Origin of the sequence: Gordonia aichiensis NBRC 108223, assembly GCF_000332975.1 — a bacterium.
GTDB classification, from domain to species: domain Bacteria; phylum Actinomycetota; class Actinomycetes; order Mycobacteriales; family Mycobacteriaceae; genus Gordonia; species Gordonia aichiensis.
Genome location: NZ_BANR01000011.1, coordinates 51,487 through 76,468, shown reverse-complemented (window position 1 = coordinate 76,468; position 24,982 = coordinate 51,487). Strand labels below are relative to the sequence as shown.

At 65.6% G+C, this 24,982-nt stretch carries 19 protein-coding genes; 5 read left to right on the top strand and 14 right to left on the bottom strand.

What is annotated here, in order from left to right:
• Positions 1 to 36 precede the first annotated feature (36 nt).
• The 4 genes from GOACH_RS23750 to GOACH_RS12925 all read left to right on the top strand — a co-directional run bounded on the left by GOACH_RS23750 (position 37) and on the right by GOACH_RS12925 (position 4,192).
• Positions 37 to 213, top strand: coding sequence for a hypothetical protein (locus tag GOACH_RS23750; RefSeq protein ID WP_005175274.1), 177 nt, complete (start codon positions 37 to 39; stop codon positions 211 to 213).
• 39 nt (positions 214 to 252) lie between these two features.
• A complete protein-coding gene (locus tag GOACH_RS12935) occupies positions 253 to 714 on the top strand; it encodes a DoxX family protein (RefSeq protein ID WP_005175273.1) in 462 nt (153 codons plus the stop codon).
• 125 nt (positions 715 to 839) lie between these two features.
• On the top strand, positions 840 to 2,675 hold the full coding sequence (locus GOACH_RS12930) for a SulP family inorganic anion transporter (RefSeq protein WP_005175272.1): 1,836 nt from the start codon (positions 840 to 842) through the stop codon (positions 2,673 to 2,675).
• Positions 2,672 to 4,192 carry an ATP-dependent DNA ligase gene (locus GOACH_RS12925; RefSeq protein WP_005175271.1) on the top strand — a complete coding sequence of 507 codons (1,521 nt, stop codon included), beginning with the start codon at positions 2,672 to 2,674 and terminating at the stop codon, positions 4,190 to 4,192. The genes GOACH_RS12930 and GOACH_RS12925 overlap by 4 nt, the downstream gene beginning before the upstream one ends.
• Positions 4,193 to 4,290: 98 nt before the next feature.
• Here GOACH_RS12925 and GOACH_RS12920 read toward each other — a convergent pair whose 3' ends face one another.
• From GOACH_RS12920 to GOACH_RS12865, 12 genes are all read right to left on the bottom strand, one after another.
• On the bottom strand, positions 4,291 to 5,115 hold the full coding sequence (locus GOACH_RS12920) for an IclR family transcriptional regulator (RefSeq protein ID WP_040518648.1): 825 nt from the start codon (positions 5,113 to 5,115) through the stop codon (positions 4,291 to 4,293).
• A gap of 175 nt (positions 5,116 to 5,290) precedes the next feature.
• Positions 5,291 to 6,877 carry a GMC family oxidoreductase gene (locus tag GOACH_RS12915; protein ID WP_005175268.1) on the bottom strand — a complete coding sequence of 529 codons (1,587 nt, stop codon included), beginning with the start codon at positions 6,875 to 6,877 and terminating at the stop codon, positions 5,291 to 5,293.
• Position 6,878: 1 nt separating this feature from the next.
• Positions 6,879 to 8,438 carry an APC family permease gene (locus tag GOACH_RS12910; RefSeq protein WP_005175266.1) on the bottom strand — a complete coding sequence of 520 codons (1,560 nt, stop codon included), beginning with the start codon at positions 8,436 to 8,438 and terminating at the stop codon, positions 6,879 to 6,881.
• A 17-nt stretch (positions 8,439 to 8,455) separates the two neighbouring features.
• Positions 8,456 to 9,961 (bottom strand): aldehyde dehydrogenase family protein, encoded by a 1,506-nt coding sequence (locus GOACH_RS12905; protein WP_005175263.1) that lies wholly within the window; start codon positions 9,959 to 9,961, stop codon positions 8,456 to 8,458.
• Positions 9,958 to 11,667 (bottom strand): BCCT family transporter, encoded by a 1,710-nt coding sequence (locus GOACH_RS12900; RefSeq protein ID WP_005175258.1) that lies wholly within the window; start codon positions 11,665 to 11,667, stop codon positions 9,958 to 9,960. The genes GOACH_RS12905 and GOACH_RS12900 overlap by 4 nt, the downstream gene beginning before the upstream one ends.
• 31 nt (positions 11,668 to 11,698) lie before the next feature.
• Positions 11,699 to 14,155, bottom strand: coding sequence for a GcvT family protein (locus tag GOACH_RS12895; protein WP_005175257.1), 2,457 nt, complete (start codon positions 14,153 to 14,155; stop codon positions 11,699 to 11,701).
• A gap of 19 nt (positions 14,156 to 14,174) precedes the next feature.
• Entirely contained in the window at positions 14,175 to 14,747 is a 573-nt protein-coding gene (locus GOACH_RS12890) for a sarcosine oxidase subunit gamma (RefSeq protein ID WP_005175256.1), read from the bottom strand.
• Positions 14,740 to 17,544: an FAD-dependent oxidoreductase gene (locus GOACH_RS12885; protein ID WP_005175255.1), complete on the bottom strand. Its 2,805-nt coding sequence runs from the start codon at positions 17,542 to 17,544 to the stop codon at positions 14,740 to 14,742. The genes GOACH_RS12890 and GOACH_RS12885 overlap by 8 nt, the downstream gene beginning before the upstream one ends.
• Positions 17,541 to 17,807, bottom strand: coding sequence for a sarcosine oxidase subunit delta (locus tag GOACH_RS12880; protein ID WP_005175254.1), 267 nt, complete (start codon positions 17,805 to 17,807; stop codon positions 17,541 to 17,543). The genes GOACH_RS12885 and GOACH_RS12880 overlap by 4 nt, the downstream gene beginning before the upstream one ends.
• A gap of 34 nt (positions 17,808 to 17,841) precedes the next feature.
• Complete coding sequence (locus GOACH_RS12875; RefSeq protein ID WP_005175253.1) at positions 17,842 to 19,050, bottom strand: sarcosine oxidase subunit beta family protein; 1,209 nt, start codon at positions 19,048 to 19,050, stop codon at positions 17,842 to 17,844.
• Positions 19,051 to 19,057: 7 nt separating this feature from the next.
• Positions 19,058 to 20,116 carry an FAD-binding oxidoreductase gene (locus GOACH_RS12870; protein ID WP_005175252.1) on the bottom strand — a complete coding sequence of 353 codons (1,059 nt, stop codon included), beginning with the start codon at positions 20,114 to 20,116 and terminating at the stop codon, positions 19,058 to 19,060.
• A complete protein-coding gene (locus GOACH_RS12865) occupies positions 20,116 to 21,459 on the bottom strand; it encodes an aromatic ring-hydroxylating oxygenase subunit alpha (protein ID WP_040518609.1) in 1,344 nt (447 codons plus the stop codon). The genes GOACH_RS12870 and GOACH_RS12865 overlap by 1 nt, the downstream gene beginning before the upstream one ends.
• Before the next feature lie 329 nt (positions 21,460 to 21,788).
• On the opposite strand from GOACH_RS12865, the gene GOACH_RS12860 reads away from it, so the two are divergent.
• Positions 21,789 to 23,513 carry a flavin-containing monooxygenase gene (locus GOACH_RS12860; protein ID WP_005175250.1) on the top strand — a complete coding sequence of 575 codons (1,725 nt, stop codon included), beginning with the start codon at positions 21,789 to 21,791 and terminating at the stop codon, positions 23,511 to 23,513.
• A 66-nt stretch (positions 23,514 to 23,579) separates the two neighbouring features.
• Here the strand turns inward: GOACH_RS12860 and GOACH_RS12855 are convergent, their stop codons facing one another.
• Together GOACH_RS12855 and sigK are read right to left on the bottom strand one after the other, a co-directional pair.
• Positions 23,580 to 24,377 (bottom strand): anti-sigma factor, encoded by a 798-nt coding sequence (locus tag GOACH_RS12855; RefSeq protein WP_005175248.1) that lies wholly within the window; start codon positions 24,375 to 24,377, stop codon positions 23,580 to 23,582.
• Positions 24,370 to 24,939, bottom strand: a complete 570-nt coding sequence (gene sigK, locus GOACH_RS12850) for an ECF RNA polymerase sigma factor SigK (RefSeq protein ID WP_005175246.1) — start codon at positions 24,937 to 24,939, stop codon at positions 24,370 to 24,372. The genes GOACH_RS12855 and sigK overlap by 8 nt, the downstream gene beginning before the upstream one ends.
• Positions 24,940 to 24,982 lie beyond the last annotated feature (43 nt).

The following is a 24,982-nucleotide window of genomic DNA, read 5'->3' as shown; positions in this document are numbered from 1 at the left end:
GCCGTGCTCTTCTGTGCCGTATCCCGGTGTCACCCGATGACACCGGGATACGGCGGTACGGGCCTCGTAAACCGCGGTGCTCGTGTTCCCGACGTGGTCGCTGATTTCGGTGTCGCCTGGGTGGGTGTGTACCTCGCGGTCGCCGGCGTGCTGACGTTGATCGCGCCGTGGTCGGTGCGTGAGACGCGGACGGTGGATCTCTCCGAGGTGTGACGGGTTGCGGACCGCCCACCCTTGCCTGATAGTAAGGTAATGCTTACCTCACTCGATAGGGCTGCGCCGTGGGCACTGGGCGTGTTCCGCATCGTTGTCGGATTCCTGTTTCTGTGCCACGGCACGTCGACGCTGTTCGGATGGCCGATCCCGCAGTACTCGGGCGTCACCGCCGAATTCGGGGCCTGGCCGTCGTGGTGGGTCGCGATGATCGAACTGATCGGCGGTGCGGCGATCATTGCGGGTGTCGGCACCCGGATCGCCGCGTTCATCGGCTCCGGGGCGATGGCCGTCGCGTACTTCTGGAAGCACCAGGGTGACGGGCTGTTCCCGATCGAGAACGAGGGCGAAGCGGCAGCGTTGTTCTGCTGGTCGCTGCTGCTGTTGGTGTTCCTCGGACCCGGCCGACCGGCGTTGGGACCGGTGCTCGCCGCCGGGTTCGGACGCAAGCGTGCCGAGCGCGATCCCCGTGGCGACGCCGCCATCGGCAGCGCTGCATGACGAAGCAGCGCTGCATGACGAAGTAGCGCTGCGTCACGAACCTGCAGCGCCAAGGCGGGCGTCGTGGGTGCCGCGCCGGGTAACCTCGGCGGGGTGAGCGAACCGTCGAGTCGCAGGCAGCGGGCGTGAGCGCGGCGGAGACGCGCTCGGCGACGGTGCGTCGGACACTGCCACCGGCATTGCGCGGGTACCAACGCAGCTGGCTGCGCGCAGACATCCTCGCCGGTGTCACCCTCGCCGCTGTGGCCATACCGGAATCGATGGGCTACAGCACGATTGCTCACGTGCCGGTCGTGTCCGGCCTCTACACGATCATCCTGCCGACCGTCGTCTTCGCGGTCATCGGATCGTCGAGGTTGATGGTCGTCGGAGCCGACTCCGCGACGGCGGCCATACTCGGATCGGGCATCGCGGGCATCGGGGTGGCCGGATTGCAACCGGATTCGGCGGAGTGGCTGGGATTCGCCTCGCTGATCGCGATCGTGACCGGTGTGATGCTCGCGGTGGCGCGGCTCGCACGACTCGGCTTCCTCGGCGACTTCCTCTCCACCGCAGTTCTTGTCGGGTTTCTCGCGGGTACCGGCATCAGTGTGCTCACCGGGCAGATACCTGGCATGCTCGGCATCTCGGGCAGCGACGGGCGGATCTGGGAGCGATGGGAGCACGTACTCCAGGAACTTGGTTCGATCCGTTGGGCCGCAGTGGCTTTCGCGGTCGCAACCCTGCTGCTGCTCGCGGTGGGGCGGCGCTGGTTGACGCGGATACCAATGCCGATCGTCGTCGTTGTCGCGTCGATCGTCGTGGTCTACGCGTTCGGCTGGTCCGACGACGTCCCGGTGATCGGCACTCTGCATGGAGGGTGGCCACAGTTCGGACTCCCCGATGGTGTCTCCTGGGTCGACATCCCGAAGGCTGCGACGGTGGCGATCGGTTGCGCGGTGGTGATTCTCGCTCAGAGCGCGGCAACATCGCGGAGTTTCGCGCAGCGTCACGGTGAGGAGGCCAACGTCAACCGCGACATCGTCGGCCTGTCGGCGGCGAACATCGTCGCGGGCTTCTCGTCGACGTTCGTCGTCAACGGCAGTCCGACGAAAACCCAACTGGTCGAGGAAGAACACGGTCGGACCCAGGTGGCCAACGTGACGATGGCGGTGGTGGCGCTGATCGTCGTGGTCTTCTTCGACGACGCGCTGGGTTACCTCCCGCATGCTGTCCTGTCGGCGATCGTCGCGGTGGTCGCCGTCCGGCTGATCGACGTCTGGCAGTTTCGCCGCATGTGGCGGGTACGCAGGTACGAGTTCACCATCGCGATACTCACCGCGGTCGTCGTGCTGGTGTTCGGAGTGCAGACCGGTGTCATCACCGCGATGGGGGCGTCGCTGCTGGCGATGGTCAGGCGTCAGTATCGGCCGGAGCGGTTCGTCGTGGGCGTTTCCGACCACGGACGTCACCGGCGGTACGAGTCCGCCACGCCCGGCGCCGAATCGATGCCGGGATTGATCGTCTTCCGCTACGACGCCGACCTGTTCTACGCCAATGCGAGTCGATTCGCCGACGAGGTCATGGCCCTGGTGAAGGCGGCACCGCATCCGGTGCGATGGATGGTGCTCGACTGCACGGTGATCAGCGATGTCGACTACACGGCATCGACGATGCTGAAAGATCTGATCACCTTCGTGCACAAGCGGAATGCGCACTTCGTGCTGGCGGGCGTCGACCCCGAACTCGGCGATGACCTGCTCACCGAAGGAGTGCTCGCCGGATTGAATCCTGACCACGTGTTCGCGACCGTCGGCGCCGCTGTGCGGGCTTACGAGGCCGACTACCCCGATGCCGTCGAGGCTGCGCGCCGAGAGGATTCGACGTCGGCGAAGACGCCGGCGGAGGGCGATGACTCGGGTGGAACCGCTGGATCGGGCCGTGCACCCTCGGGGGCTGCCGACGGCGGGGGTGCCTCGTGAAGCTCACTCGTGTGGTCACGGCGTCGGCCGAGATGGCTGCCACACGCTCGCGCAAACGAAAGACCGCCGAGCTCGTCGAACTGCTGCGGGCGGCGTCGGACGACGAGGTGCCGATCGTGGTCACGTGGCTGTCGGGCGAGGTACCGCAGGGGAAGCTGGGCGTCGGGTGGCGTTCATTGGCTGCCGTGGACGCCCCGCCCGTCGCGCGGCCAGAACTGGACGTGGTAGACGTCGACGATGTATTCGAACTGCTGGCGGCGGCGCGGGGTGCGGGGTCGGCCGCTGCGCGAAGCGCTCAGCTGACCGGGCTTTTCGGGCGCGCTACCGTCGAGGAGCAGGAGTTCCTGCGACGACTGATGACCGGTGAGTTGCGTCAGGGGTCGCTTGCCGGACTGATGGTCGACGCCGTTGCTGCGGCCACCGGGCAGTCCGTCGACCTGGTCCGCAGGGCGCACATGCTGACCGGATCGCTCTCGGAGACCGCGGTTCTCGCCACGCACGGCGGCGAGGAGGCGTTGCGCGGTGTGCAACTCGAGGTCGGGCGGGCGATAGCGCCGATGCTGGCCACCCCGGCAGACGATCTGGAGTCGGCGATCGCCGATCTCGGTCCCGACCTCGTCGTCGACTTCAAACTCGACGGAGCTCGAATCCAGGTGCATCGCAGTGGTGATGACGTGTGGGTGTTCACGCGTACCCTGCGTGATGTGACCGCTCGTGTACCGGATCTTGTGGCGGCGGTGCTCGAGCTTCACTGCACCACAGTGATTCTCGACGGTGAGACGCTGATGCTCAGCGACGACGGACGTCCACGGCCGTTCCAGGAGACGATGAGCAGGTTCGGTTCCGCGGTCGACGAACAGAACCCGCGCCTGTTGCAGCCGTTCTTCTTCGACTGCCTGCACCTCGACGGGCGAGACCTGATCGACCTGCCGCTGACAGCGCGGCTCGAGGACCTCGATTCGATTGCGCCGCAGTATCGTATCCCCTCCGTTGTTGATCCGGGCGTGGAGCAGGCGCAATTCCAGTTCGACGCAGCGATCGCCGCCGGACACGAGGGTGTGATGGTGAAGTCGCGGAGTGGGGTCTACGCGGCGGGACGTCGAGGACGGTCGTGGCAGAAGGTCAAACCCGTCCACACGCTCGACCTGGTCGTGCTCGCTGCCGAGTGGGGCTCGGGTCGCCGTCGAGGCTGGTTGTCGAATCTGCACCTCGGCGCACGCGACCCCGAGGGCGGTCCGCCCGTGATGGTCGGGAAGACGTTCAAGGGGCTCACCGACGAGATCCTGCGTTGGCAGACAGACGAATTCCCCAGGCACGAGGTGTCGCGCACTGAATACACGGTGTTCCTGCGGCCGGAGATCGTCGTCGAGATCGAACTCGACGGGGTGCAACGCAGTTCGAGGTATCCCGGTGGGGTGGCGCTGAGGTTCGCGCGAGTGCTGCGCTACCGACCGGACAAGACAGCCGCAGAGGCCGACACGATCGACGCCGTCCGAGGACTATTGCCCGGGGAATAGGTCGAGCACATCGACCGCCGCCACATGTGGGTCTACTCGAAGGATGCGGATGCTGCAGCACCCACATCGTGCAACTCGACCCACATCGAGCCGCGTACTCAGCCGCGGTAGCCCAGGCGGCGGCTGACCGTGTTCGCTGCTCGGACCACACCTACGGCGAGTTCGGGGGCGTCGGCAGGGTCGAGGCGGTAGCGCGGTCCGGAGATGCTGAGCGCGGAGACGACAGCGCCCGAGTGATCGCGGACGGGGGCGGCCAGCGCGACCAGCCCGACCTCCAGCTCCTCGTCGGCGAGTGCCCAACCGCGTGCGGCGGAGGTGGCGACGTCGGCGACGAGCTCGTCGACATCGGTGATGGTGTTGTCGGTGAAACCTGGCAGACCGCCGGGGTAGAGCGCACGCAGTTCGGCTTCACTCAGGCCGGTGAGCAGCGCCTTTCCCGAGGACGTGGCGTGCGCCGGTGACGGTTGGCCGATCCAGGTTTTCAACGCGACGCTCGAGGAGCCCTGCGATTCGACGACGTTGATGGCCTGCGCGGCGTCGAGGACCGCGAGATTGGTTGTCTCACCGGTTCTCTCGGCGACATCGTCGCAGACGTCCTGCCCGAGCTTGGCGAGATCGGTGGTGGCGGTCGTCGAGCCTGCGAGTCGGACGACCGTGAATCCGATGCGGTACTTCCGGCCACCGGGGGCCTGCTCGACGAAGCCGCGTGACTCCAGCGACGCGACGATTCTCGAGACTGTCGACTTGTGCACGCCGAGAGCGACGGACAGCTCGGTGATCCCCGCGGTACCGGCGTCGGCGATGAGCTCCATGATCCATAGGGCGCGGTCGACGGACTGCACGGCGCCGCCCGCAGCCCGGTCACCGTCGGGCGCGTCAGCGGCCGCAGCCCGGTCACTGCCGGGTGCGTCGTCTGTGCTCATGATGCTCATGAGCCTACCTTTGCGGTTCGAACGGCCGGGTCGGTTGTCTCCGTACACCCGGTTGTCTCCGTACACAATGTGGACGTGAGCGGGGCGCCACGACAATAATCTCCTCGACACCCCGCTGAGGTGCGAGTTGTGTACGTACCGCCGCGCCCCGTCGCTCTGCTGGCTGTCATCGTCCGCGGTGCGCCGTCGTGATCAGGTCCGCGCACTTCTCGGCCATCGTCATCACCGTGATGTTCGGGTTGACCACCGGGAGCTTCGGCATCGCCGAGGCGTCGACGACCCGCAGCCCCGTGACGCCCTTGACGCGCAACTCGGGGTCGAGCACTGCCATCGGATCCGACGCCGCGCCCATCCGCGCAGTACCCGCGGGATGGTAGACGGTGTTGTGAGTCTTGTGCATGTAGTCGATCAGTTCGTCGTCGGTGACGGCGTCGAGCCCGGGTGCGAGTTCGCGTTCGACCCATCCGGCCAGAGGGCTCTGCGCGCCGATATCACGCGCGAGCCTGATCCCGGCGAGCATCACCGCCTCGTCGTGACCGTCGGGGTCGGTGAAGTAGCGTGGGTCGACGCGCGGCCGGTCGCGGAAGTCGCGCGAGCGCAGGGTTACGGTGCCGCGTGAACGTCCCTGCGTCACATTGGGTGTGAGGCAGAAGCCGGACTCGGTCGTCGGATATCCCCAGCGCAGGGTGTTCATATCGAACGGCACGCTGCCGTAGTGCATCATCAGGTCCGAGTGGTCGAGGCCGTCCTGGGTGGTCGCGAACAGGCCGATCTCCCACCACTGCGTCGACTCGGTGACCATCGGCCGTGACGCCTCCCAGAAGACGAGACCTTCGACGTGATCGTCGAGGTTCTCGCCGACGCCCGGCGAGTCCACGCGTACCGGAACCCCGATGTCACGCAGATGATCGGCTGGTCCGATTCCGCTGAGCATCAACAGTTTCGGTGTGTCGATGGCGCCCGCGGTCACGATCACCTCTTGGCGGGCGTCGACGGTGTCGTACCCGGTGAGATCCGGTCGAAGAAACCGCACCCCTGTCGCCCGCAGTGCGTCGTCGATGACGATCTCGCTGACCCAACTGTCGGTCAGAACGGTGAGATTCGGCCGTTCGTTCAGGATCGGGTGCAGGTACGCATGCGACGACGACATCCGCTCGCCACGCGCATTGGCGTTGATCTGCAGCCAGCCGGCGGCATTCAACTGCCAGTCATCGCGATTGAAGGCGACGGTCGGCAGCCCGACCTTGGCTGCGGAATCCAACACGGCCTGCCCGCAGGGATCGTTCGGTGGTACATCGCGCAACTCGACCGGCCCGCTGTGGCCGTGCGGGTATCCCTGGTACGTGCCCGTCGCGACGTTGTTCTCGACGCGTGACACATACGGCAGCACCCCCTCGGGGCCCCACCCCGTGGCGCCCATCGCCTCCCAGTCGGTCAGGCCATGGGCCAGAGGCCAGAACGCGATACACGAATTGTGCGACGAACACCCGCCGAGGACTTTCGCCCGAGCGTGACGCAGAAAGCTGTTGCCCTTCTCCTGCGGTTCGACGGGATAGTCCCAGTCGTAACCCGAGTCGAGGAGGTGCATCCAGTCGGCGAGGACGAGTACCGCGGGATCGTCGACGTCGCTGGGGCCCGCTTCGATCAGGCATACGGTGACGTCGGCGTTCTCCGAGAGGCGTGCAGCAAGAACGCATCCCGCGGTACCGCCGCCGGCGATCACGTAGTCGTAGACAGCGCGTGAAGGATTCATGTCAGAGACCTCCGCCGATGACGTCTGCGGGTGAACTCGCATGCGACGCAAGGGTTCCGATCTTCCGACGTCCGACCGCGAAGTACCAGAGCAGGCCGAGTCCGAGGATGATCCCGATGTAGACGAAGGCGCCCCACGTGTTGAACCACGGTGTGCCGTAGACGGCGGAGCGCGGCCATGCAAGGTTCAGTGCCATGCCGATACCCCAGATGACGGCGAGGAGGTTGACCGCCAGACCCCAGCGGCCCATCGTGAAGTATCCGCCCTCGGCGAGATCCTTCGGCGGCCACTCCCCTCGAAATCGCTTGAGCAGCATGGGTATCGTCACCAACAGATAGGCGAGATAGATCATGATGATCGCGATCGACGTGAGTACCGTGAAGATCTTCGGCTGGCCGATGTTGACGACCAGGATGAGCACGGCGAGGATGCCGATCACGAAGGCCGGAATCACCGGGGTCTGACGCTTGGGATCGACCTTCGCCAGGTGCGCTCCGAACGGCAGCGCGTTGTCGCGCGCCATCGCGAACATCAGGCGGATGGCTGCGGTGTGCACCGCCAGCGAACACACGATGACCGCGATGACGATCGCAATGAGGAAGATCTTGCCCAGCGGCCCCCACATCACCGCCTCGACGATGTACTGCAGGCTGCCGTCTGGGCGTCCGAGTTTCGGGTCGTCAAGATCCGGGGCTGCCATGATCGCGAACACGAGGATCGCGCCGCCGATCACGAACGACGCCAGAATGGCCCGCAGGATCGCCTTGGGTGCGGTGCGCCGGGGTTCGACGGTCTCCTCGCCGAGAGAACTCGCGGTATCGAAGCCGTACATGACGTAGCCGGAGGCCAGCGACGCGACGAGGAACGCGCCGAGATAGCCGCCGCTCTCACCGGCGCCGTATCCGTGCGTGGAGAAGAACACCTGGGGACCGCGGGTCACGTTGCACGCGAGGATGACTGCGATGAGCACCGCTGCGATCAGCTCGACGAATACCCCGACACTGTTGATCAAGGCCATGAGCCGGACGCTCCACGCGTTGATCGCGGTGGTGATGGCGACGAGGATCGCGCCGAGGATGACGGCGTTGACCGCATACGACGTCGCCGTCGTGCCGTCGCCGTAGATCTGAAAACCGCTCCAGAGCCGGGGCAGGTTGAGTTGCAGGGCAAGCACGACGGCGGCGAGGGTGACGATCGAGGCGGTGAGCATGAGCCATCCCGCCGACCAGCCGACGAGTTGGGTGCCGAGTCGTTTGGCCCAGTTGTAGACCGATCCCGCGACCGGATACTTGGCGGCGAGTTCCATGAAACACAGTGCGACGCAGAGTTGTCCGACGAACACGATCGGCCACGACCACAGATAGGCCGGCCCTGCGGTACCGAAGCCGAAGTAGAAGAGTTGAAAGGTGCCCGTGAGAATCGAGATGTAGCTGACGCCGGCGGCGAAGCTGGCGAACTTGCCGATACTACGGTCGAGTGACTGCTTGTATCCGAAGTCCTCGAGGCCGTCGGCCCCAGGTGTTGTCGTCGGTGGGGACGTCGGCGTGGGCTCTGTGGCCATGGTTCCTCATCATGTGATCATTCCGGACCGAACCACCGCGACGCCGACGGCGCGGTGTTGTGCCAGATATGCTTTGTCTCTTGATATTCCGCGAGCCCCGTTGGCCCCAGTTCGCGTCCGTTGCCGGACTTGCCGAATCCTCCCCATTCGGCGGCCGGTGTGTAGTAGCCGAAGTCGTTGAGCCAGACCGTTCCGTGTCTCAGGCCGCGCACCATACGTTCCCCGAGCGCGGCGTCGGATGTCCGAACGCCTGCGGCGAGCCCGTAGGAGGTGTCGTTGCCGAGTGCGAGCGCCTGCTCCTCGGTGTCGAATCGCTCGACGGTGAGAATCGGTCCGAAGGTCTCGTCGCGGACGATCGTCATCGATCGGTCGCAGTGGTCGAAGATGGTGGGAGAGAAGAAGTATCCGCCAGGGTCGAGGTCGGCTCGCTCGGGCCGATCGCCACCGCAGCGCCGTACCGCGCCCTCTTTCTCGGCGGTGGCGACATAGGCGTGCATCTTGTCGAGCTGCGCCTGCGATACGAGCGGGCCGGTTTCGCTTGCCGGGTCGAGTCCGTCGCCCATCCGAATGGTGGTGGCTTTGCCCACCAACGCGTCGACGAAGTCGTCGGCGATCGACGTGTGGACGATGAGTCGTGTTCCCGACGAGCACACCTGGCCCGAATGCAGGAACACTCCGGTGAGTACCTGGTCGACCGACGACTCCCACTCGGCGTCGGGAAAGACGATGTGCGGGTTCTTCCCACCGAGTTCCACGGCGACCTTGGTGACGTGTCTGGCCGCGGTTTCGGAGATCACGATGCCGGTCTGCAGACCACCGGTGAACGAGATGAAGTCGACCTCGGGGTTGTCGGTGAGGGCGGGACCGAGAGTCGCGCCGGAACCCTGGACGAGGTTGAGCACCCCCGCCGGGACGCCTGCTTCCTCGCACAGCCTGACGAATGCGATGGTCGACAGCGGTGTCACCTCACTGGGTTTGACGACCATCGTGCAACCAGCGGCGAGGGCAGGGGCGATCTTCCACGAGATCTGCAGCAGCGGATAGTTCCACGGCGCGATCAGTACGCAGACGCCGATCGGCTCGTGCACCACACGGCTGATCACCGCGGGGTTGCCGACGTCGACAACGCGGTCGGCAGAGGTCTCCGCCAGCGACGCGTAGTAGCGGAAGACCGATTCGACGTCGTCGATGTCGATCTCGCTCTCGGCCAACGTCTTGCCGGTGTCGAGCGTTTCGATGTACGCGAGGTCGGCCTTGTCGCGGACGAGGAGGTCAGCGATGCGCCGCAGCAGTGCGGCACGCTCGGCGACCGGTGTCGCCTGCCACTCGCCTGCGTCGAATGTCGTACGTGCGGCGGCGACCGCGGCAGTCGCGTCGTCGGGCGTCGCCTCGTCGACGGAGATGAATTCGGTGCCGTTCGCAGGGTTGATCAGCGCGCGCACGCCGCCGTCGGAGGCGGGACGCCATGCGCCGTCGACGTAGAGCTGGTGCGTCCCGATCAACCCTGCGAGCGACGGTGTCATTCGGTGCTCTTCACCTCGGTGTCGGTGCCCCCCGAAGCGGGCTTGTCGGTCTCGACCGTCTCGTTGATGAACGGTGCGATGGGATCGCCGGTCTCGGGATCGAGGGCGGCGAACTCACTGGTCTCGATTCTGACCGCTTCTTCGCGGATGTGCTCGTCGACCCGGTCGGAGAGCAGGCCTCTGGCGACGATCAACGGGTCTCTGCGCAGATCCATGTAGAGCGACACGCACATGCCCACCATCACCAGGACGAACGGTAGCGCCGCGATGATGGCCATCTGTTTGATGCCGTTGAGGCCGTCGTCGCCGCTCACCGCCAACAGGACGGCAGCGACCGCGCCGGTGGAGACACCCCAGAAGATGGTGATCCATCTGCTCGGTTCGGGAGAACCTCGCTGTGACAGTGTGCCCATCACCAGGGACGCCGAATCGGCGCCGGAGACGAAGAAGATGGCGACGAGGATCATCACCAGCGCCGAGGCGATGGCCGTCCACGGCAGGTTCGCCAGGACGTCGAACAGGGTGTCCTCGCTCGCACTGGTGTCGGGATCGAAGGGCAGCTTTCCGTCGGTGAACTCGCGGATCGCCGATCCTCCGAAGATGCAGAACCACAGCAGCGACACGACGGTCGGGACGATCATGACGCCGACGACGAACTCGCGGATGGTGCGTCCCTTGGAGATCTTCGCCAGGAACATGCCGACGAAGGGGGTCCACGACACCCACCAGGCCCAGTAGAAGATGGTCCAGGAGGCCAGCCAGCTCTCGCCGTCGGCGTCGACGGTGGCGCCCGAGCGAGCCGAGAAACCGAGGACGTCGTTGGCGTAGGCGCCCATCGTCGTGGGCAGCAAATTGAGGATGAAGACTGTGGGGCCGACGACGAACACGAAGACGGCGAGGATCAGTGCGAGCACCATGTTGATGTTCGACAGCCACTGAATGCCCTTGGCGATACCGGAGACCGCGGAGGCGACGAACGCCGCGGTGAGCACCGCGATGATCGCGACCAACACCATGGTCGACGGATTCTTCACCCACCCGACCTTGTCCAAACCCGAGCCGATCTGCAGCGCTCCGAGTCCCAGCGATGCCACGGTGCCGAAGAGCGTCGCGAAGATCGCGAGGATGTCGATGATCTTGCCGATCGGCCCGTTCGCCGAATTGCCCAGCAGCGGAGCGAACACCGCGCTCATGAGCTGACTGCGGCCGAGCCGATATGTCGAATAGGCGATCGCGAGTCCGACGACCGCGTACATGGCCCACGGGTGGAATCCCCAGTGGAACATGGTGGTTGCCATCGCCACCTGGACGTCGCGAGCCGAATACCCGGGCGGTGCCTTGACGAAGTGGAAGAGCGGTTCATACGCGCCGAAGAACATCAGACCGATGCCCATGCCTGCGCTGAACATCATCGCGATCCAGCTGACCGTGCGGTACTCGGGCTTGTCGCCGTCCTTGCCGAGCGGGATGCGGCCGTACTTGCTGAGGGCCAACCAGATCGCGAAGATCACGAACCCCGTAGCCGTGAGGATGAACAACCAGCCGAGGTTGTCGGTGATCCAGTTCAGCACGGTCGACGAGACCGATGCCAGGTTGTGTGGCTTGACCAGGCCCCAGATCAGGAACGCGATGATCAGTGCGGCGGTGACACCGAAGACCACGGGGTCGATGGTGTAGCGCTTGCGCACTTCGTTCAGGTTCGCCATGGCGCCTCATTTCGCAGGTAGCGGTGGACACTTACTGCTTGATTCGTGCCATCTCGGGGTCGACCACAGGATCCGAGATCACTAAGGAACCATACGACGTGCGCAAGTAATCGACCTCAAGGCCCGTCGAATCGGGCAGATCCGACGGTAGCCACGCATATGCGAGACATGCGCCGACCGTGGGCGACCACGCTGCGCTCGTGACATGTCCGACGACGGTTCCGTCGAGTCTCACCGGCTCTTTTCCGAGGACGACAGCGGCGGGGTCGTCGAAGCGCAGCGTGCGCAGGCGCGACGAGCAGGTTCGGTGCGCGAGCGCCCTCTTGCCGACGAAATCGTCCTTGGTCATCCGCACCGCGAAATCGAGTCCCGCCGCCTCGGGGGTGTGCTCGGTGGTCATGTCGACGCCGGCAGACCGGTATCCCTTCTCCATGCGCAGCGCGTTGAACGCGATCCGCCCGGCCGCGATGATCTTCTGCTCACGCCCCGCAGCCATCAGGAGATCCCACAGACCGCGGCCGTATGCGGCGTCGGTGTAGATCTCCCAGCCGAGTTCGCCGACGTAGGAGACGCGCATCAGTGTCACGGGCACCGACCCGACGGTGGTCTGTACGCACCGGAAGTACGGCAGGCCGTCGCTGGCGAGGTCGGTTGGGCTGAGCGGTGCGAGCACCTCCCGCGCCAACGGCCCCCAGAGTCCGATGCAGCAGGTGGAATCGGTGATGTCGCGCAGGGTCACACTACGATCGGCGGGCAGATGCCGTGCCATCCAGTCGGCGTCGATCGGACCGTTGGCGCCCACCGCGAACAGGTCGACGCCGAGCCGCGCAACGGTGAGATCCGAGCGTATGCCGCCGGCGTCGTCGAGCATCAGTGTGTAGGTGATCGATCCGACCGACTTGTCGACGTTGTTGGTGGTCACCTGCTGCAGGAAGTCCACGGCACCGGGCCCGGAGACCTCGAAGCGGGTCAGCGGCGTCATGTCGTACATCGCGACGTGACTGCGGGTCCACGACGCCTCGGCGACCGAGATCGGTGACCAGTGCCGCGCCGACCAGTCGTCACGCTGAGGAACCCGTAGACCGTCGGCGACGAGGTCGTCGAGCAGTGGCCCGTTGGCCTCGAACCACGCAGGCCGTTCCCAGAGTCCGCTGACCCAGAACTGTGCGCCGAGGTCGACCTCGCGGTCGTAGAACGGACTGGTGCGAACGCAGCGCGGTGCGGCGGGCTGATCGTGCGGATGGACGATGTCGTAGACCTCGACGAACGACTGCGAACTGGTTGTCAGGATGTACTCGTCGGTGAGCGCGGCCTTCTCGAAGCGGTACAGATCGAACTCGTGGGTGTCGACGCCGGGCGTGCCGTCGACCATCCACTCGGCGACCGTGCGCGCGATACCCGCCGAGTGCGTGACCCAGACCGCCTCGGCAACCCAGAAACCTTTGAGTTCCTGATGTTCCCCGACAATCGAGTGCCCGTCGGGGGTGAAGGAGAAGATGCCGTTGAACCCATCGTCGACCTTGCCGGTGGAGAGTTCGGGGATCAGTGACACCGTCTGCTCCCACGCCTGGGCGAAGTCGTCGGGCGTGAACATCAGCTTCGACGGCATCTCCGCGAGCGAGATGGTCGTGTCGTGGTCGAGCGCACCGACATCGGTGGGCATCGGGCGATGCCCGTAGTAGCCGATTCCGAGTCGGTCGCCGTGCTCGCGGTAGTAGAGGTCGTGGTCCTGGTGACGCAGAATCGGCAACGACGCCTCTGCCGGCTCGGAACTGACGCCGCGGCGCGATTCGAGTGGTGTCGTGTACGCGTACTGGTGGGCCATGGGCACGAGCGGAATGGTCAGTCCGACCCGACTCCCGAACTCCTTGCCCCAGAACCCGGTGCAGCACACCACGATGTCGGCGTCGACGAGTCCGGTGGACGTACGCACCCCGCGTACCTCACCGTTCTGTTCGACGACGTCGATCACGTCGGTGTGCGGAATGAATCGCGCTCCACGTGAGATGGCCCGCGCCGCTTGTGCTTCTGCGGCACGCAACGCCTTGGCGAGACCGTCACGCGGGGTGAAGTAGCCGCCGACGATCCGGTCGGGGTCGAGGAGCGGGTACTTCGCGTGACATTGCTCAGGAGAAAGGATCTCGTGTTCGACGCCGCGTGAGGCTGCCCATCCGGCCTTGCGATGGAGATCGTCGAACCTGGCCTCGGAAGTCGCCACCTCCAGGCCGCCGAGATGACTGAAACACCAGCCGTCGGGATGCTCGAGTGCGGAGAACTTCTCGAGTGTGTACGTGGCTAGTTCGGTCATCGTCTTCGACGGGTTGGTCGCGAAGACGAGTCCCGGTGCGTGGGAGGTCGATCCGCCGGTGGCGAAGAGCGGGCCGCGGTCGAGGACGGTGATGTCGCTCCATCCACGCGCGGTGAGTTCGTCGGCGAGCGAGGTTCCGACGATCCCCGCGCCGACGATGACGACTCTGGGTGTTGACATGGCTGTCCTTCGGTGGGCGCTAGGTGGTGGAGGTGTCGGGAACGACGTACTCGGCAGCGGCGTCGACGAGCCAGTCTGCGAGGTAGTCGGCGAACGAGGAGCGCACGACGAGCACATACGTGTCATCGCGCCCGCCGCGGTGGATCACGACGCCGGCCTGGGCCAGCAGTGTCGAGACCGCCTGGTCGTCGGGAAAAGCGTTCTCGGAGAAGTCGATAGCGCAACCATGGGCGAGGATCGTGCTCGCGCGGCACCCGCCGAGGACGAGTATGGTGCGCTGCCCACTGGCGTCCATGACGTAGGCGCCGTCGCGTGCCCGGGCGGCGACCTCGGCAGCGAACTCGTGACCGCTGATCCCCGGACGGTAGAGCAGCCACTCGTCGGGGCCGAGCCAGACCGCGACCTCATCCTCATCGCGGCGTAGACAACAGACGCCCGGCAGGTCCAGTCGGGTTATGGCCTGTGGGTCGGCGGTACGGACGATCGCTTGGGCCGCAGGGGTTTCGGTGAGTTCGACGGCGGGCGCGAGCGAAGCGAACGTCTGCTGCCAACCGGCCAGTGGCGAGCGGGGAGCGCGTGAGATGTCAGCCATCGCGGCGGGTACCCTCCGGATCGACGAGCACGGGCGATGTGACCTCCACCTCGACGAGGCGATCACCGACGGGTACGGACACCCGCGTGCCCACGAGGTCATGCCCACCCTGCAGCAGTGCCAGCGCGAACGGGCGTCCGAGTGCTGCGCTGCGATAGCTCGACGTGACGTGTCCGAGCATCGGTACAGGCGGGGGCGGCAGCGTGCTGTCGACGCTGTGTGCGACGATCTGCGATCCCTCCGGCAAGACGGTCGACGCGTCGGTCGGGAGCAGTCCCACGAAGTGTTTGCGGAGCGGATCGGTGTTCGACGCGCGTGCGAACGAACGCTTGCCGATGAAGTCGGGCTTCGTCTTCGACACCACCCAACTCATGCCGAGATCATGGGGCGTCACGGTGCCGTCGGTGTCCTGCCCGATGATCGGGTACCCCTTCTCCGCACGCAAAACGTGCATGGTCTCGGTGCCGTAAGGGGTGATCCGGTGTGGTCCACCTGCGTCGAGGAGCGCGTGCCACACGTCGAGTGCGTACTCGGCGGACACGTTGACCTCGAACGCGAGTTCGCCGGAGAAGCTGACGCGACCGATACGGACCGGCACGCCGTCGAAAGTGGTGTCGCGCCACTCCATGAAGCCGAAGGCGTCATTGCTCACGTCGAGGTCGGTGAACACGGTGCCCACGACGTCGCGCGACCGCGGACCGACGACGGGGAACGTCGCGACGTGGTCGGTCAGCGAGGTGGTGAAGACCTGCAACTGCGGCCATTCGGTCTGATGCCATTCCTCCATCCAGTCGAGGATGGCCGCGGCGTTTCCCGTCGTGGTGTAGACGGTGTAGCGATCGTCGGCGATCCGCATCACCGTGCCGTCGTCCTTCACCATGCCGTCCGGCGCGCACATCACGCCGTAGCGGATTCGGCCGATCGGCAGTGTGCTCATCATGTTGGTGTAGAGCATGTCGAGGAATGCGGGTGCGTCGCGTCCGGCCACGTCGATGACGCCGAGGGTCGAACCGTCGAGTATCCCGACTCCTGCTCGCACATCGGCACATTCACGCAGTACCGCCGACGCCATGTCCTCGCCGCCGCGCGGATAGAACCGTGGACGCTTCCACTGACCTACGTCCTCGAAGACCGCGCCGTGGTCGGTGTGCCAGCGGTGCAACGCCGTTCGACGTACCGGGTCGTAGCGGTCTCTGCGGTCGCGGCCTGCCAACGCCGCGAACGACACGGGGGTGTAAGGAGGGCGGAACGTGGTGGTGCCCGCGTCGTTGACGTCGACGCCGAGCAGCTCCGCGACAAGGCCGGAGGTCACGATGCCCGACGTCTTGCCTTGATCATGGGCGGTACCGATGGTGGTGTAGCGCTTCACATGTTCTACCGACGTCATCCCGGCGCCGATCGCGCGGTCGACGTCTGCGACGGTTGCGTCACGCTGGAGGTCGACGAACGCGGTAGTTGCATCGGATTCGGCTACCCGCCAGAACACTTCGGTTGCCGCCGGGGTGCGCTCGCCGACGTGCGGTATCGCCCGCAGTTCCGGAGCAACAGCCCCGAGAGCGCGGATTGCAGAGAGCCCGGCGCGCCGCCCATCCGCCAGGCACGACCCGGCGGTGAGCATTCCGGCTGCCGCGCCGGCGATGTCGGTTGCCGGCAGACCTCCCGTAGGCAGAAAGGCCGCCGCGGATGCGTCGAAGGTCAGTGTGCCGCGCAGCTGACTCCACAGGTGCGCTGCGGGATTCCAGCCGCCGGACACCAGGACCGTGTCACACTCGATCGAGTTGCCATCGCGAAGGCGCACGCCTCGGAGCGCGTCGGTACCGAGTGCCCCGACCACCGCATCATCAGTGCGAACCGAGATCCCCAGTGCTGCGGCATGTTCGGCAAGATCGTTCGACAGCGTCGTACGCACGTCGACGATCGCGCGGACCTCGACGCCTGCGCCGGCGAGCGCGAACGCTGTCTCATAGGCGGAGTCACACGCGGTGAAGACGACCGCTCTCGTTCCGACGATCACTCCGTAGCGATGGAGGAAGTCCGCGGCTGCTCCGGCGAGCATCACCCCGGGCAGGTCGTTGTTGCCGAAGATGATAGGGCGTTCGTGTGCACCCGCGCAGACAACGGTGTGGCGAGCTCGGATGCGATGGATACGCTGTCTCGAGACCTGTTGCGGTGCAGCGAGTCCGAGGTGGTCGGTGCGCCGCTCGACGGCGAGGACGAATCCGTCGTCGTAGGCGCCGAATGCTGTGGTGCGGGTCAGTCGGGTGGTGGTGTCGAAGGCGTCGAACTCGGCAACCGCCTCGGTGACCCACGGCGCCCACGGTGTCGCGCCGCCTGCTTCGCCGCGCTCGTCGACGAGCAGGACCCGCAGACCTGCACGCGCGGCCAGCAGGGCTGCCATGAGACCGGCGGCTCCGGCACCCACGACCAGGATGTCGGGGTGATGGTGCAGAGCGTCGTACCGAGCGGTGTCGACGTCGGGGGAGAGGGTGCCGAGACCGGGCACCCCGTGGGCCACGAGTCCAGAGCAGAGCTCGACGGTGGTCGCAGGCACCATGGGCTCGCTGTAGGGCGCTGCGATGCCGACCTGCGCGGTGGCATCATCGGCCCACGAACCGGTGACACCCCGTGGGCGGCCGAGGATCACGCTGGTGGTGATGCTGCGAATCCCGTTGGCCAGCAGAGCAGATGCGAGCGTGTCGCCCGCACATCCGGTGTACGTCGCACCGTCGAACTCGAACTCGATCGGGGTGCTGCGGTCGATACGTCCGCCGGTCGGGGTGCGAAAGGGCTGGGTCATTGCGCGGCCTCCGCGGCTGGTTGCGACGAGATCGAATAGCTCACGGTGTCACGCTCGACGGTGAACCACTGTCGGCATCCGGCGCTGTGGCACCAGCGTTCGCGCAGTGCGCCCTTCGGGTTCGGGCGGAAGAACAGGTAGCGCGCCCACGCGACGTCGTCGAGTCGTGCTGGATTGTCGGGATAGGCGACTCCCGCGGCGGCTCCGTAGTGGAACTCGATCTCTTCGCGCGGCCCGCAGTACGGGCAGGTGATGAGTTGCAATGGATCTCCCAGGTGATCGGCGGGGTATGGGTCCTCAGTGGGCCACCGCTGCGGCGCCGTGCTCGTCGATGAGGTCGCCGGTGGTGAAGCGGTCGATGGTGAAGGGTGCGTTGATCTCGTGCGGTGCCCCGGTCGCCACGGTGTGCGCGAGACACCAGCCGACAGCAGGGGTTGCCTTGAAACCGCCGGTGCCCCATCCGCAATTGAGGAACAGGTTGTCGTACGGTGTGGCTCCGAGGATGGGCGACGCATCCGGCGTGACGTCGACGATGCCCGCCCAGGTCCGCAGGAGGCGTGCTCGACCGAAGATCGGGAACAGTTCGACGGCCGCGGCCATCTGACGTTCGATGATGTGGAAGGCGCCACGCTGGCCGTATCCGTTGTAGGAGTCGACGCCGGCTCCCATCACCAGTTCGCCCTTGTGGGCCTGCGACACGTAGACGTGCACGGCGTTGGACATCACGACAGTGGGGTGGACGGGTTCGAGTAGTTCGGAGACGAGCGCCTGCAGTGGATGACTCTGCAGCGGCAGTGCGATGCCGAGTTGATCGGTGAGCGTCGAGGTGTGGCCCGCGGCGCAGAGAGCGACGGTGCCCGCGCTGATCCGACCTCGGGTGGTGTTCACCGCGGTGACCCTACCGGCGTCGGTCTCGAAACCGGTGACCTCACAGTTTTGGATGATGTCGACACCCGCGTCGCTCGCGCTACGGGCGAATCCCCAGGCGACCCAATCATGTTTGGCGATACCGCCGCGCGGTTGGAACGTAGCGCCGAGCACCGGATAGCGGATGTCGGCTGAGGTGTTGACGATCGGACAGACCTCGGCCACCTGCTTGGGGTCGAGCCATTCTGCATCGATTCCGTTGAGCCGGTTAGCCTCCACCCGCCGGACGGAATCTCGGACGTCCTGCTCGGTGTGGGCGAGATTGAGCACTCCCCGTTGGCTGAACAGAATCGGGTAGCCGAGCTCGTCCTCGAGTCCTTCCCACAGCTTGAGTGAATGCTCGTAGATGGCAGCGCTTTCATCCCACAGATAGTTCGAGCGGATGAGGGTGGTGTTGCGCGCCATGTTGCCGCCCGCGAGCCAACCACGTTCGAGCACCGCGACATTCGTGATCTGGTGGTTTCGCGCGAGGTAGTGGGCGGTCGCCAGGCCGTGCCCACCGCCGCCGACGATCACCACGTCGTAGGAAGGCGCCGGATCCGGGTTGCGCCACAGGAAGTCGGGATGCGGGCTGGTCATGGTGTCCTCACAGATCGATCACGACGGGCGAGAGGGGTTCGGAACAGCAGAGCAGGATCTTGCCCTGCTCGATCTCGCGGCGATGAATACCGCCCTGATGGTTCATCACGACGTCACCCGAAGTCTTGGTGACCTTGCACGAGCCGCATAGACCGACGCCGCACGACGAGGGGAGCGTGACACCCGCGGCTGCTGCCGCAGCGAGGATCGTCGTGCCTGCGGTGACATGGACGCGGCGAGCGCGTCGGGTGAAGTCGACGCTGACGCCCTCGGGCATCTCGCCGGGCGCGGCGTCGTCGACGGTGGGTAGCCGGAACCCGAAGCTCTCCTCGTGGATATTGGCCAGAGAGCCGCCGGAGGCGACGAGCGCCGACCGTACGCCCGCGCGGAACTGTCCCGGCCCGCAGAGGAACACCTCCCGCTCTGCGAGGTCGGGACAGATACGCGTGAGCGTCGCAGCGTCGAGGCGGCCACGGTGCCCCGACCACGCGGCGCTCGAGTCGTCGTCGACGAGCCTGGTGCACGCGAAGGCGACGGTCACCCCGGGATGCTGGACCGCCAGGTCGTCGAGTTCGGTGCGGAACGGGATGTCGTCGAGCGTGCGTGCACTGTGGATGAACACGATGTCGGAGACGGAGCCGCCGTGTCCGCGCACCGCTGCGTCGGAATCGGTGGCTGCTCGCAGCATCGACATCACCGGGGTGATACCACTGCCCGCGGAGATCAGCAGGAGCTTGGTGGCGGGCTTGTCGATGTAGCTGAACCGTCCGAGCGGCCCCGATGCGGTGAGCGTACGTCCGGGAGACATGTTGTCGTGCAACCAGTTCGACACATGGCCGCCAAGCTTGCGTTTGACCGAGATCGACAGGGTGTCCGGACGGGTCGGCGACGAGGAGATGGAGTAGCAACGTTCCACCGTGCGGCCGTCGATCTCGACACCAATTGAGAGGAACTGTCCCGGATTGAAGACGAAGGTGTAGGGCTCGACGGTGCGGAACGTGAAGGTGGCCATGTCGCGGGTGAGTTCGGTGCGGTCGACGCAGACGAGGAGGTGGTCGGTGCTCATCACGCACTCTCCGCGATCTGATCGGTGGCAGACTGCTGTTCGACGTCAAGCCCCAGGTTTGCGCGTAGCCGCGTGACGTACCAGTTGACGAAGGCCTCGACCTGGAACTCCGATGGCCCGTAGGGGCCCGGAATGTATGCGGGATCCGAGATCCCCCGATGCGCGAGCGCCACCAGGTCGGCGTCCTGCTGGTTGGTGATCTCCCAGACGCCGGTGAGTCGGTCGAGGTCGTAGTCGACGCCCTCGACCGCGGCACTGTTGACCAGCCAGGTGGTCCTCACCAGCGTCTCGGCTGGACTGATCGGGATAACCGAGAACAGCACGGCGTGGTCGCTGGTGATGTGCAGCCACATGTTGGGCTGCAGGTGCATCGAGAGCCGACCGAGTCGGCGGTCGGGGAGCTCGTCGGACAACGGACGTGTGCAGGCGATCGTTCCGTCGAGCGTGAATGACTCGCCCGCCAGATCCATCGCCTCCCGTTCGATGTGGAAACCCGTTGGGCGGGTGTCGAGTTGGGCGATCCGCGGATAGGGGAGGCCGAGACGTGTCCAGGTGTCGGTGAGCTCAGTCGTCGCCCGCCGGTAGCGATCGACCACGGCGGCGAGGCGCTCGGGGATGGCGTCGGAACTGTCGTATCCCCAGGTCGGGAAGAAGACGTTGAGGAGTTCGGGGTGACCGCCGCAGTGATAGCACTCGCGGTTGTTCTCCATCGCGAGCTTCCAGTTTCCGTTCTCGACGAGATCTGTCTGCTTGGCCACCCTGGCCTCGGCAAGCCGGTGCGGAGCGAGATACGGCTCGACGGTGCGTGCTACGTCGTCGATGTCTGCCGGTGGATCGTCGGCGAAACAGATGAATACGAGGCCGGCGATGGTGCGAACTGCGACCGACCGTAGTGAGTAGCACCGCTTGTCGAAGCCGGGCGTTTGGGCCTCGGCGTACATGAGTCTGCCGTCGGTGCCGTAGGTCCACGAGTGGTACGAGCACACGATGGTGCCGGTCGATCCGTTCGGCTGGGTGATCAGTCGGGCTCCGCGGTGTCGGCAGACGTTGTGGTGAGCACGGACGACGCCGTGGCTGTCACGCGTGACGATGACCGAACGTGTGCCGAACTCGACGGTCACGAAGTCGCCGGGTTCGGCGATCTCCGGTTCGGTGGCGACGAAGATCCACTGCTTGGCGAAGATCTCGTCGAGATCGAGGTCGAACCACTCCTGATCGGTGTAGCACTCGCCGACGAGGCTTTCGCCGCGGATTCGGGAGCTGATCACTGTCCGCAGCGGCGCATGACCTTGGACCGAACATGTTGCTGCAGTGCGGGACTCGCGGATTGCGTCAGAAGCCATCGGTGCTCGGGGCCTCTCTTGGGTCTGGCCGTGTCGAGTCGGTCGGGATGCGTGCCCGCGCCGAGACGGACCCGGGTACAGCTGGTAGTTGTGCAATACGCAACGCTGCGCGATAGATGCAACAAGTGTGGGACGTGTGTGGGGCGCTGTCAACACGGTGAGAATGTGATCTCTCGCGGAGTGACCGTTCTGGGCGGGTTGCGGAGATCGTGAAAGAGCTTGCTGACCAGGGGATCTCGCCGGCACATAGGCAACCAAGTGATGTTAGCCTTACCTAAATCTTGGATCGGGAGACGCGTCTGCGACCCCGCGGAGGTAAAGGAACTGCGATGAAGGTGTGTGTCGTGGGCGCAGGCCCGTGTGGGTTGACGACGATCAAACAACTGCGCGACGAGGGGCATGACGTCGTCTGCTTCGACAGGAACGTCGATCTCGGCGGCTTGTGGTTGCGTCACGACGACCCGCAAACGGACGCCGGCGAGATGAAGGCGTACGACACTCTGATGCTCACGATCTCCATGAAGCTGATGGCATACTCCGACCACCCGTTCGGCGACGGCCGCGTCTTCTACACGCGGGCACAGTATCTGGAGTACTTACGCGGATACGCTGATCGATTCGGGCTCGCCGAGTCTATTCGGTATGGCACCGAGGTCAACGACATCAGGCGCGACGGGCGGAGTTGGACCGTCGCGATCACGCGCGACGGCGCGGCGTCGTCGGAGACATTCGATGCAGTAGCCGTCTGCTCGGGACCCTTCATGACGCCCAACCGCGAGATCCCGGGGCTCGAGGGCTTCACCGGGGAGGTCGTGCACTCGTCGGAGTACCGCAACAGCGATCGGTGTGCGGGCAAGCGGGTCCTGGTGGTCGGTCTGGCCGAATCCGGCGCCGACCTGGTGCGCGAAATCGGCGACGTAGCAACGGAATGCACTCTGGCGATCCGCTCCTACACCTATCTTCTGCCGCGCGTGTTCAACAGGACGCGGACGACAGACAACGGAACCGTGCGCGCACACGCGCACGAGATGTGTCGACGATCGGCGGACCATCCGTTCGTGCTCGATACGGTGTGGGGTCGCAGCCCGCTGGGCAAGGGCGTGTTCTTGATGATGTCGGTAGTGCTGGGCATGTTCACCACCGCGGCCGGTGTGGTGCGGGCACTCGCGGGCCGGGCGCCGGGTGGCCGACGAGCCGTCGTACCTGCGGTGAATCCGTTGGGCCAGCCGATGGAGCCGGCGAAGATCGACATCGACACGCTCGACAACGCCGCCAACTGGGACATGATCCGCACGTGGAACCGACGGTCACATCCGGACGGCAGTTGGGCGCAGCGCGCCATCTTCTGCAAGAACGTCAGCTTTGTGCCGAGCATCGTCGACGGTCGGGTTGCATTGAACGACAGTGGGATCGCTGGATCGGACTGCTCGACGGTGCGCTTCCGCGACGGCAGTTCGGGGCAGTTCGACGTCGTCGTGTTGTGTACCGGCTTCACCACGGAGAAGTTGTCGATCGGAGATCTGCGGGTCAAGGACGGCAATGTGCGCAACCTCTACAAGCATTTCCTGCACCCCGAGCACGACGGTACGGCAGCGTTCATCGGATTCGTCAGGCCGTTCTCCGGTGGAATACCGATCTGTGCAGAGATGCAGGCGCGCTACTTCGCGCGGCTGTGCAGCGGAAAGCTGTTGTTGCCGTCGAACATCGACGAACGCATCGGTCGCGAGAAGGAGTGGGAGGAGTACTGGACCGCGTTGAGTCCGCGTCACACGGAAGCGATTCCCTCACAGGTGCTGTATCTGGACGCGCTTGCCCGCGAGATCGGCTGCCTGGTACCCGCGTGGCGAATGATGCTGAACCCCAAGCTGTTCATCCAGCTCTGGTTCGGCAGCTTCAACCAGTCGTGCTATCGGATCGTCGGTCCGCACAAGCTCGGAAAGGCTGCATTGGAGGATCTGTATTCCGAGACGGTCGAGAACCGGTGGCAGATGGCGGGAAAGCTGGCGTTACTGCAGTTGATGCCTGCCCGAGTGCACCCGAAGCATCTGATCTGACGAGTTGTGTGGGATCCACGGGTACATAAATGCCCCCCGTGGATCCCACTCAACTGCTCGGTCTGGTCAGCTCAGCGGCAACTCGGCGACGAAGGCCCCCGTTGGGGTGGTCGAACCACCCGGTGGTTCGACGCTGAACGCCAACGATCTGGCGCCACCGATGTGCTGGATCACCGCCGTCGTCGACGGCGCGACGTCCTTGTCGGTCATGGTCCCCGCCGACGTTGCTCCCTCCGGCCCGACCAGCCACATCTGGTAGACCGTGCCCGACTTGGGCGGCGGCACATCATTCATGACGAGCACGCCTGCGTCGGCGCTCTCGGAGTACGCGACTGTCGCCCTGCCCGATGCGACCGTCCCCGACGCGGTGCGGATGTCCTTCGCGTCGAACACCTGCTGTGCTGTGGTCTGCTGGGGTGTGTCGTCCGACGACGAGAGGTTGGCGCCGATGGCCCAGCCCACGGCTCCGATCGCGACCGCGACGATCGCGGCTGCGGCGAGGTAGACGAGACGACGCCGCGCCGGGAACGCGACGACCTCTCCGCTCGGGCCCGCCGGTGGCTTTGTCGGCTCGTCGTCGACCGGGGCGTGCTCCTGCGGTTCGTCGGCGATCAGGTGCAGCAGACGTGCGCGTAGTTCGGGTGGTGGAGCGGCCGAGGTGGCAGAGCTGACCGACGCCATCGTCTCGCGGGTCAGCTGCACGTCGCGGTCGAAGGCCGCGCGGTCGGTGTCCGACGCTGTCGCACGCCGGCGTCGAACCGAGTCGAGTTCGGCAGGGCCGAGCGCATCGAGACCGAGCATCGGAGCGAGGCTGACCAGGTTGTCGTCGGAAGACGCTGGCGCGGTTTTCTTTTCGTCAGACATCACGACTCCCGAGGCAGGAGCGGAGACGGATCATTCCATCGCGGATACGGCTCTTGATGGTGGGTAGCGCCACCGACAACCGTTCGGCGACCTCGCGATAGGTGAGCCCCTCGTAATAGGCGAGGCCGATCGATTCGCGCTGGACGTCGGTCAGGGTCTCGAGGCATCCCCGGACCTGTGAACTGGTTTCACGGGTGTCGACGGCCTCGCTGACCTCGTCGAAGGTCGACGTGTAGTCCTGTGCGCCGTAGGTTTCCTCGCGGCGTGTACCCGCGGTCTCCGACCGCACACGGTCGACGGCGCGCCGGTGCGCCAGCGTGATCAGCCAGCTCAGCGCGGAGCCGAGGTCGCGTCGGTACGTCGACGCCGAGCGCCAGACCTGCAGGTAGACCTCCTGCGTTGTCTCCTCGCTGTAGCCCGGATCGCGCAGCACGCGCAGCACCATGCCATAGACGCGATGGCTGGTGAGGTCGTAGAACTCGGCGAATGCGAGCTCGTCTCCGGAAGCGATCTTCTCCAGAAGTGTGGGCAGCCGGTCGCCGGCGTCGTGGTCAGCGGTCACCGACAGGCCTCTGCGTTCATCGCAAACAACCCTAATTGGCGAC

Excerpts from the sequence above, each read along its gene's own strand:
- GOACH_RS12920 (WP_040518648.1), bottom strand. The coding sequence starts at position 5,115 with ATGAGCACAGACGACGCACCCGGCAGTGACCGGGCTGCGGCCGCTGAC.
- GOACH_RS12900 (WP_005175258.1), bottom strand. The coding sequence starts at position 11,667 with ATGGCGAACCTGAACGAAGTGCGCAAGCGCTACACCATCGACCCCGTG.
- GOACH_RS12860 (WP_005175250.1), top strand. The coding sequence starts at position 21,789 with ATGAAGGTGTGTGTCGTGGGCGCAGGCCCGTGTGGGTTGACGACGATC.
- GOACH_RS12935 (WP_005175273.1), top strand. The coding sequence starts at position 253 with ATGCTTACCTCACTCGATAGGGCTGCGCCGTGGGCACTGGGCGTGTTC.
- GOACH_RS12870 (WP_005175252.1), bottom strand. The coding sequence starts at position 20,116 with ATGAGCACCGACCACCTCCTCGTCTGCGTCGACCGCACCGAACTCACC.
- GOACH_RS12905 (WP_005175263.1), bottom strand. The coding sequence starts at position 9,961 with ATGACACCGTCGCTCGCAGGGTTGATCGGGACGCACCAGCTCTACGTC.
- GOACH_RS12875 (WP_005175253.1), bottom strand. The coding sequence starts at position 19,050 with ATGACCAGCCCGCATCCCGACTTCCTGTGGCGCAACCCGGATCCGGCG.
- GOACH_RS23750 (WP_005175274.1), top strand. The coding sequence starts at position 37 with ATGACACCGGGATACGGCGGTACGGGCCTCGTAAACCGCGGTGCTCGT.
- GOACH_RS12890 (WP_005175256.1), bottom strand. The coding sequence starts at position 14,747 with ATGGCTGACATCTCACGCGCTCCCCGCTCGCCACTGGCCGGTTGGCAG.
- GOACH_RS12895 (WP_005175257.1), bottom strand. The coding sequence starts at position 14,155 with ATGTCAACACCCAGAGTCGTCATCGTCGGCGCGGGGATCGTCGGAACC.
- GOACH_RS12855 (WP_005175248.1), bottom strand. The coding sequence starts at position 24,377 with ATGTCTGACGAAAAGAAAACCGCGCCAGCGTCTTCCGACGACAACCTG.
- GOACH_RS12885 (WP_005175255.1), bottom strand. The coding sequence starts at position 17,544 with ATGACCCAGCCCTTTCGCACCCCGACCGGCGGACGTATCGACCGCAGC.
- GOACH_RS12915 (WP_005175268.1), bottom strand. The coding sequence starts at position 6,877 with ATGAATCCTTCACGCGCTGTCTACGACTACGTGATCGCCGGCGGCGGT.
- GOACH_RS12865 (WP_040518609.1), bottom strand. The coding sequence starts at position 21,459 with ATGGCTTCTGACGCAATCCGCGAGTCCCGCACTGCAGCAACATGTTCG.
- GOACH_RS12910 (WP_005175266.1), bottom strand. The coding sequence starts at position 8,438 with ATGGCCACAGAGCCCACGCCGACGTCCCCACCGACGACAACACCTGGG.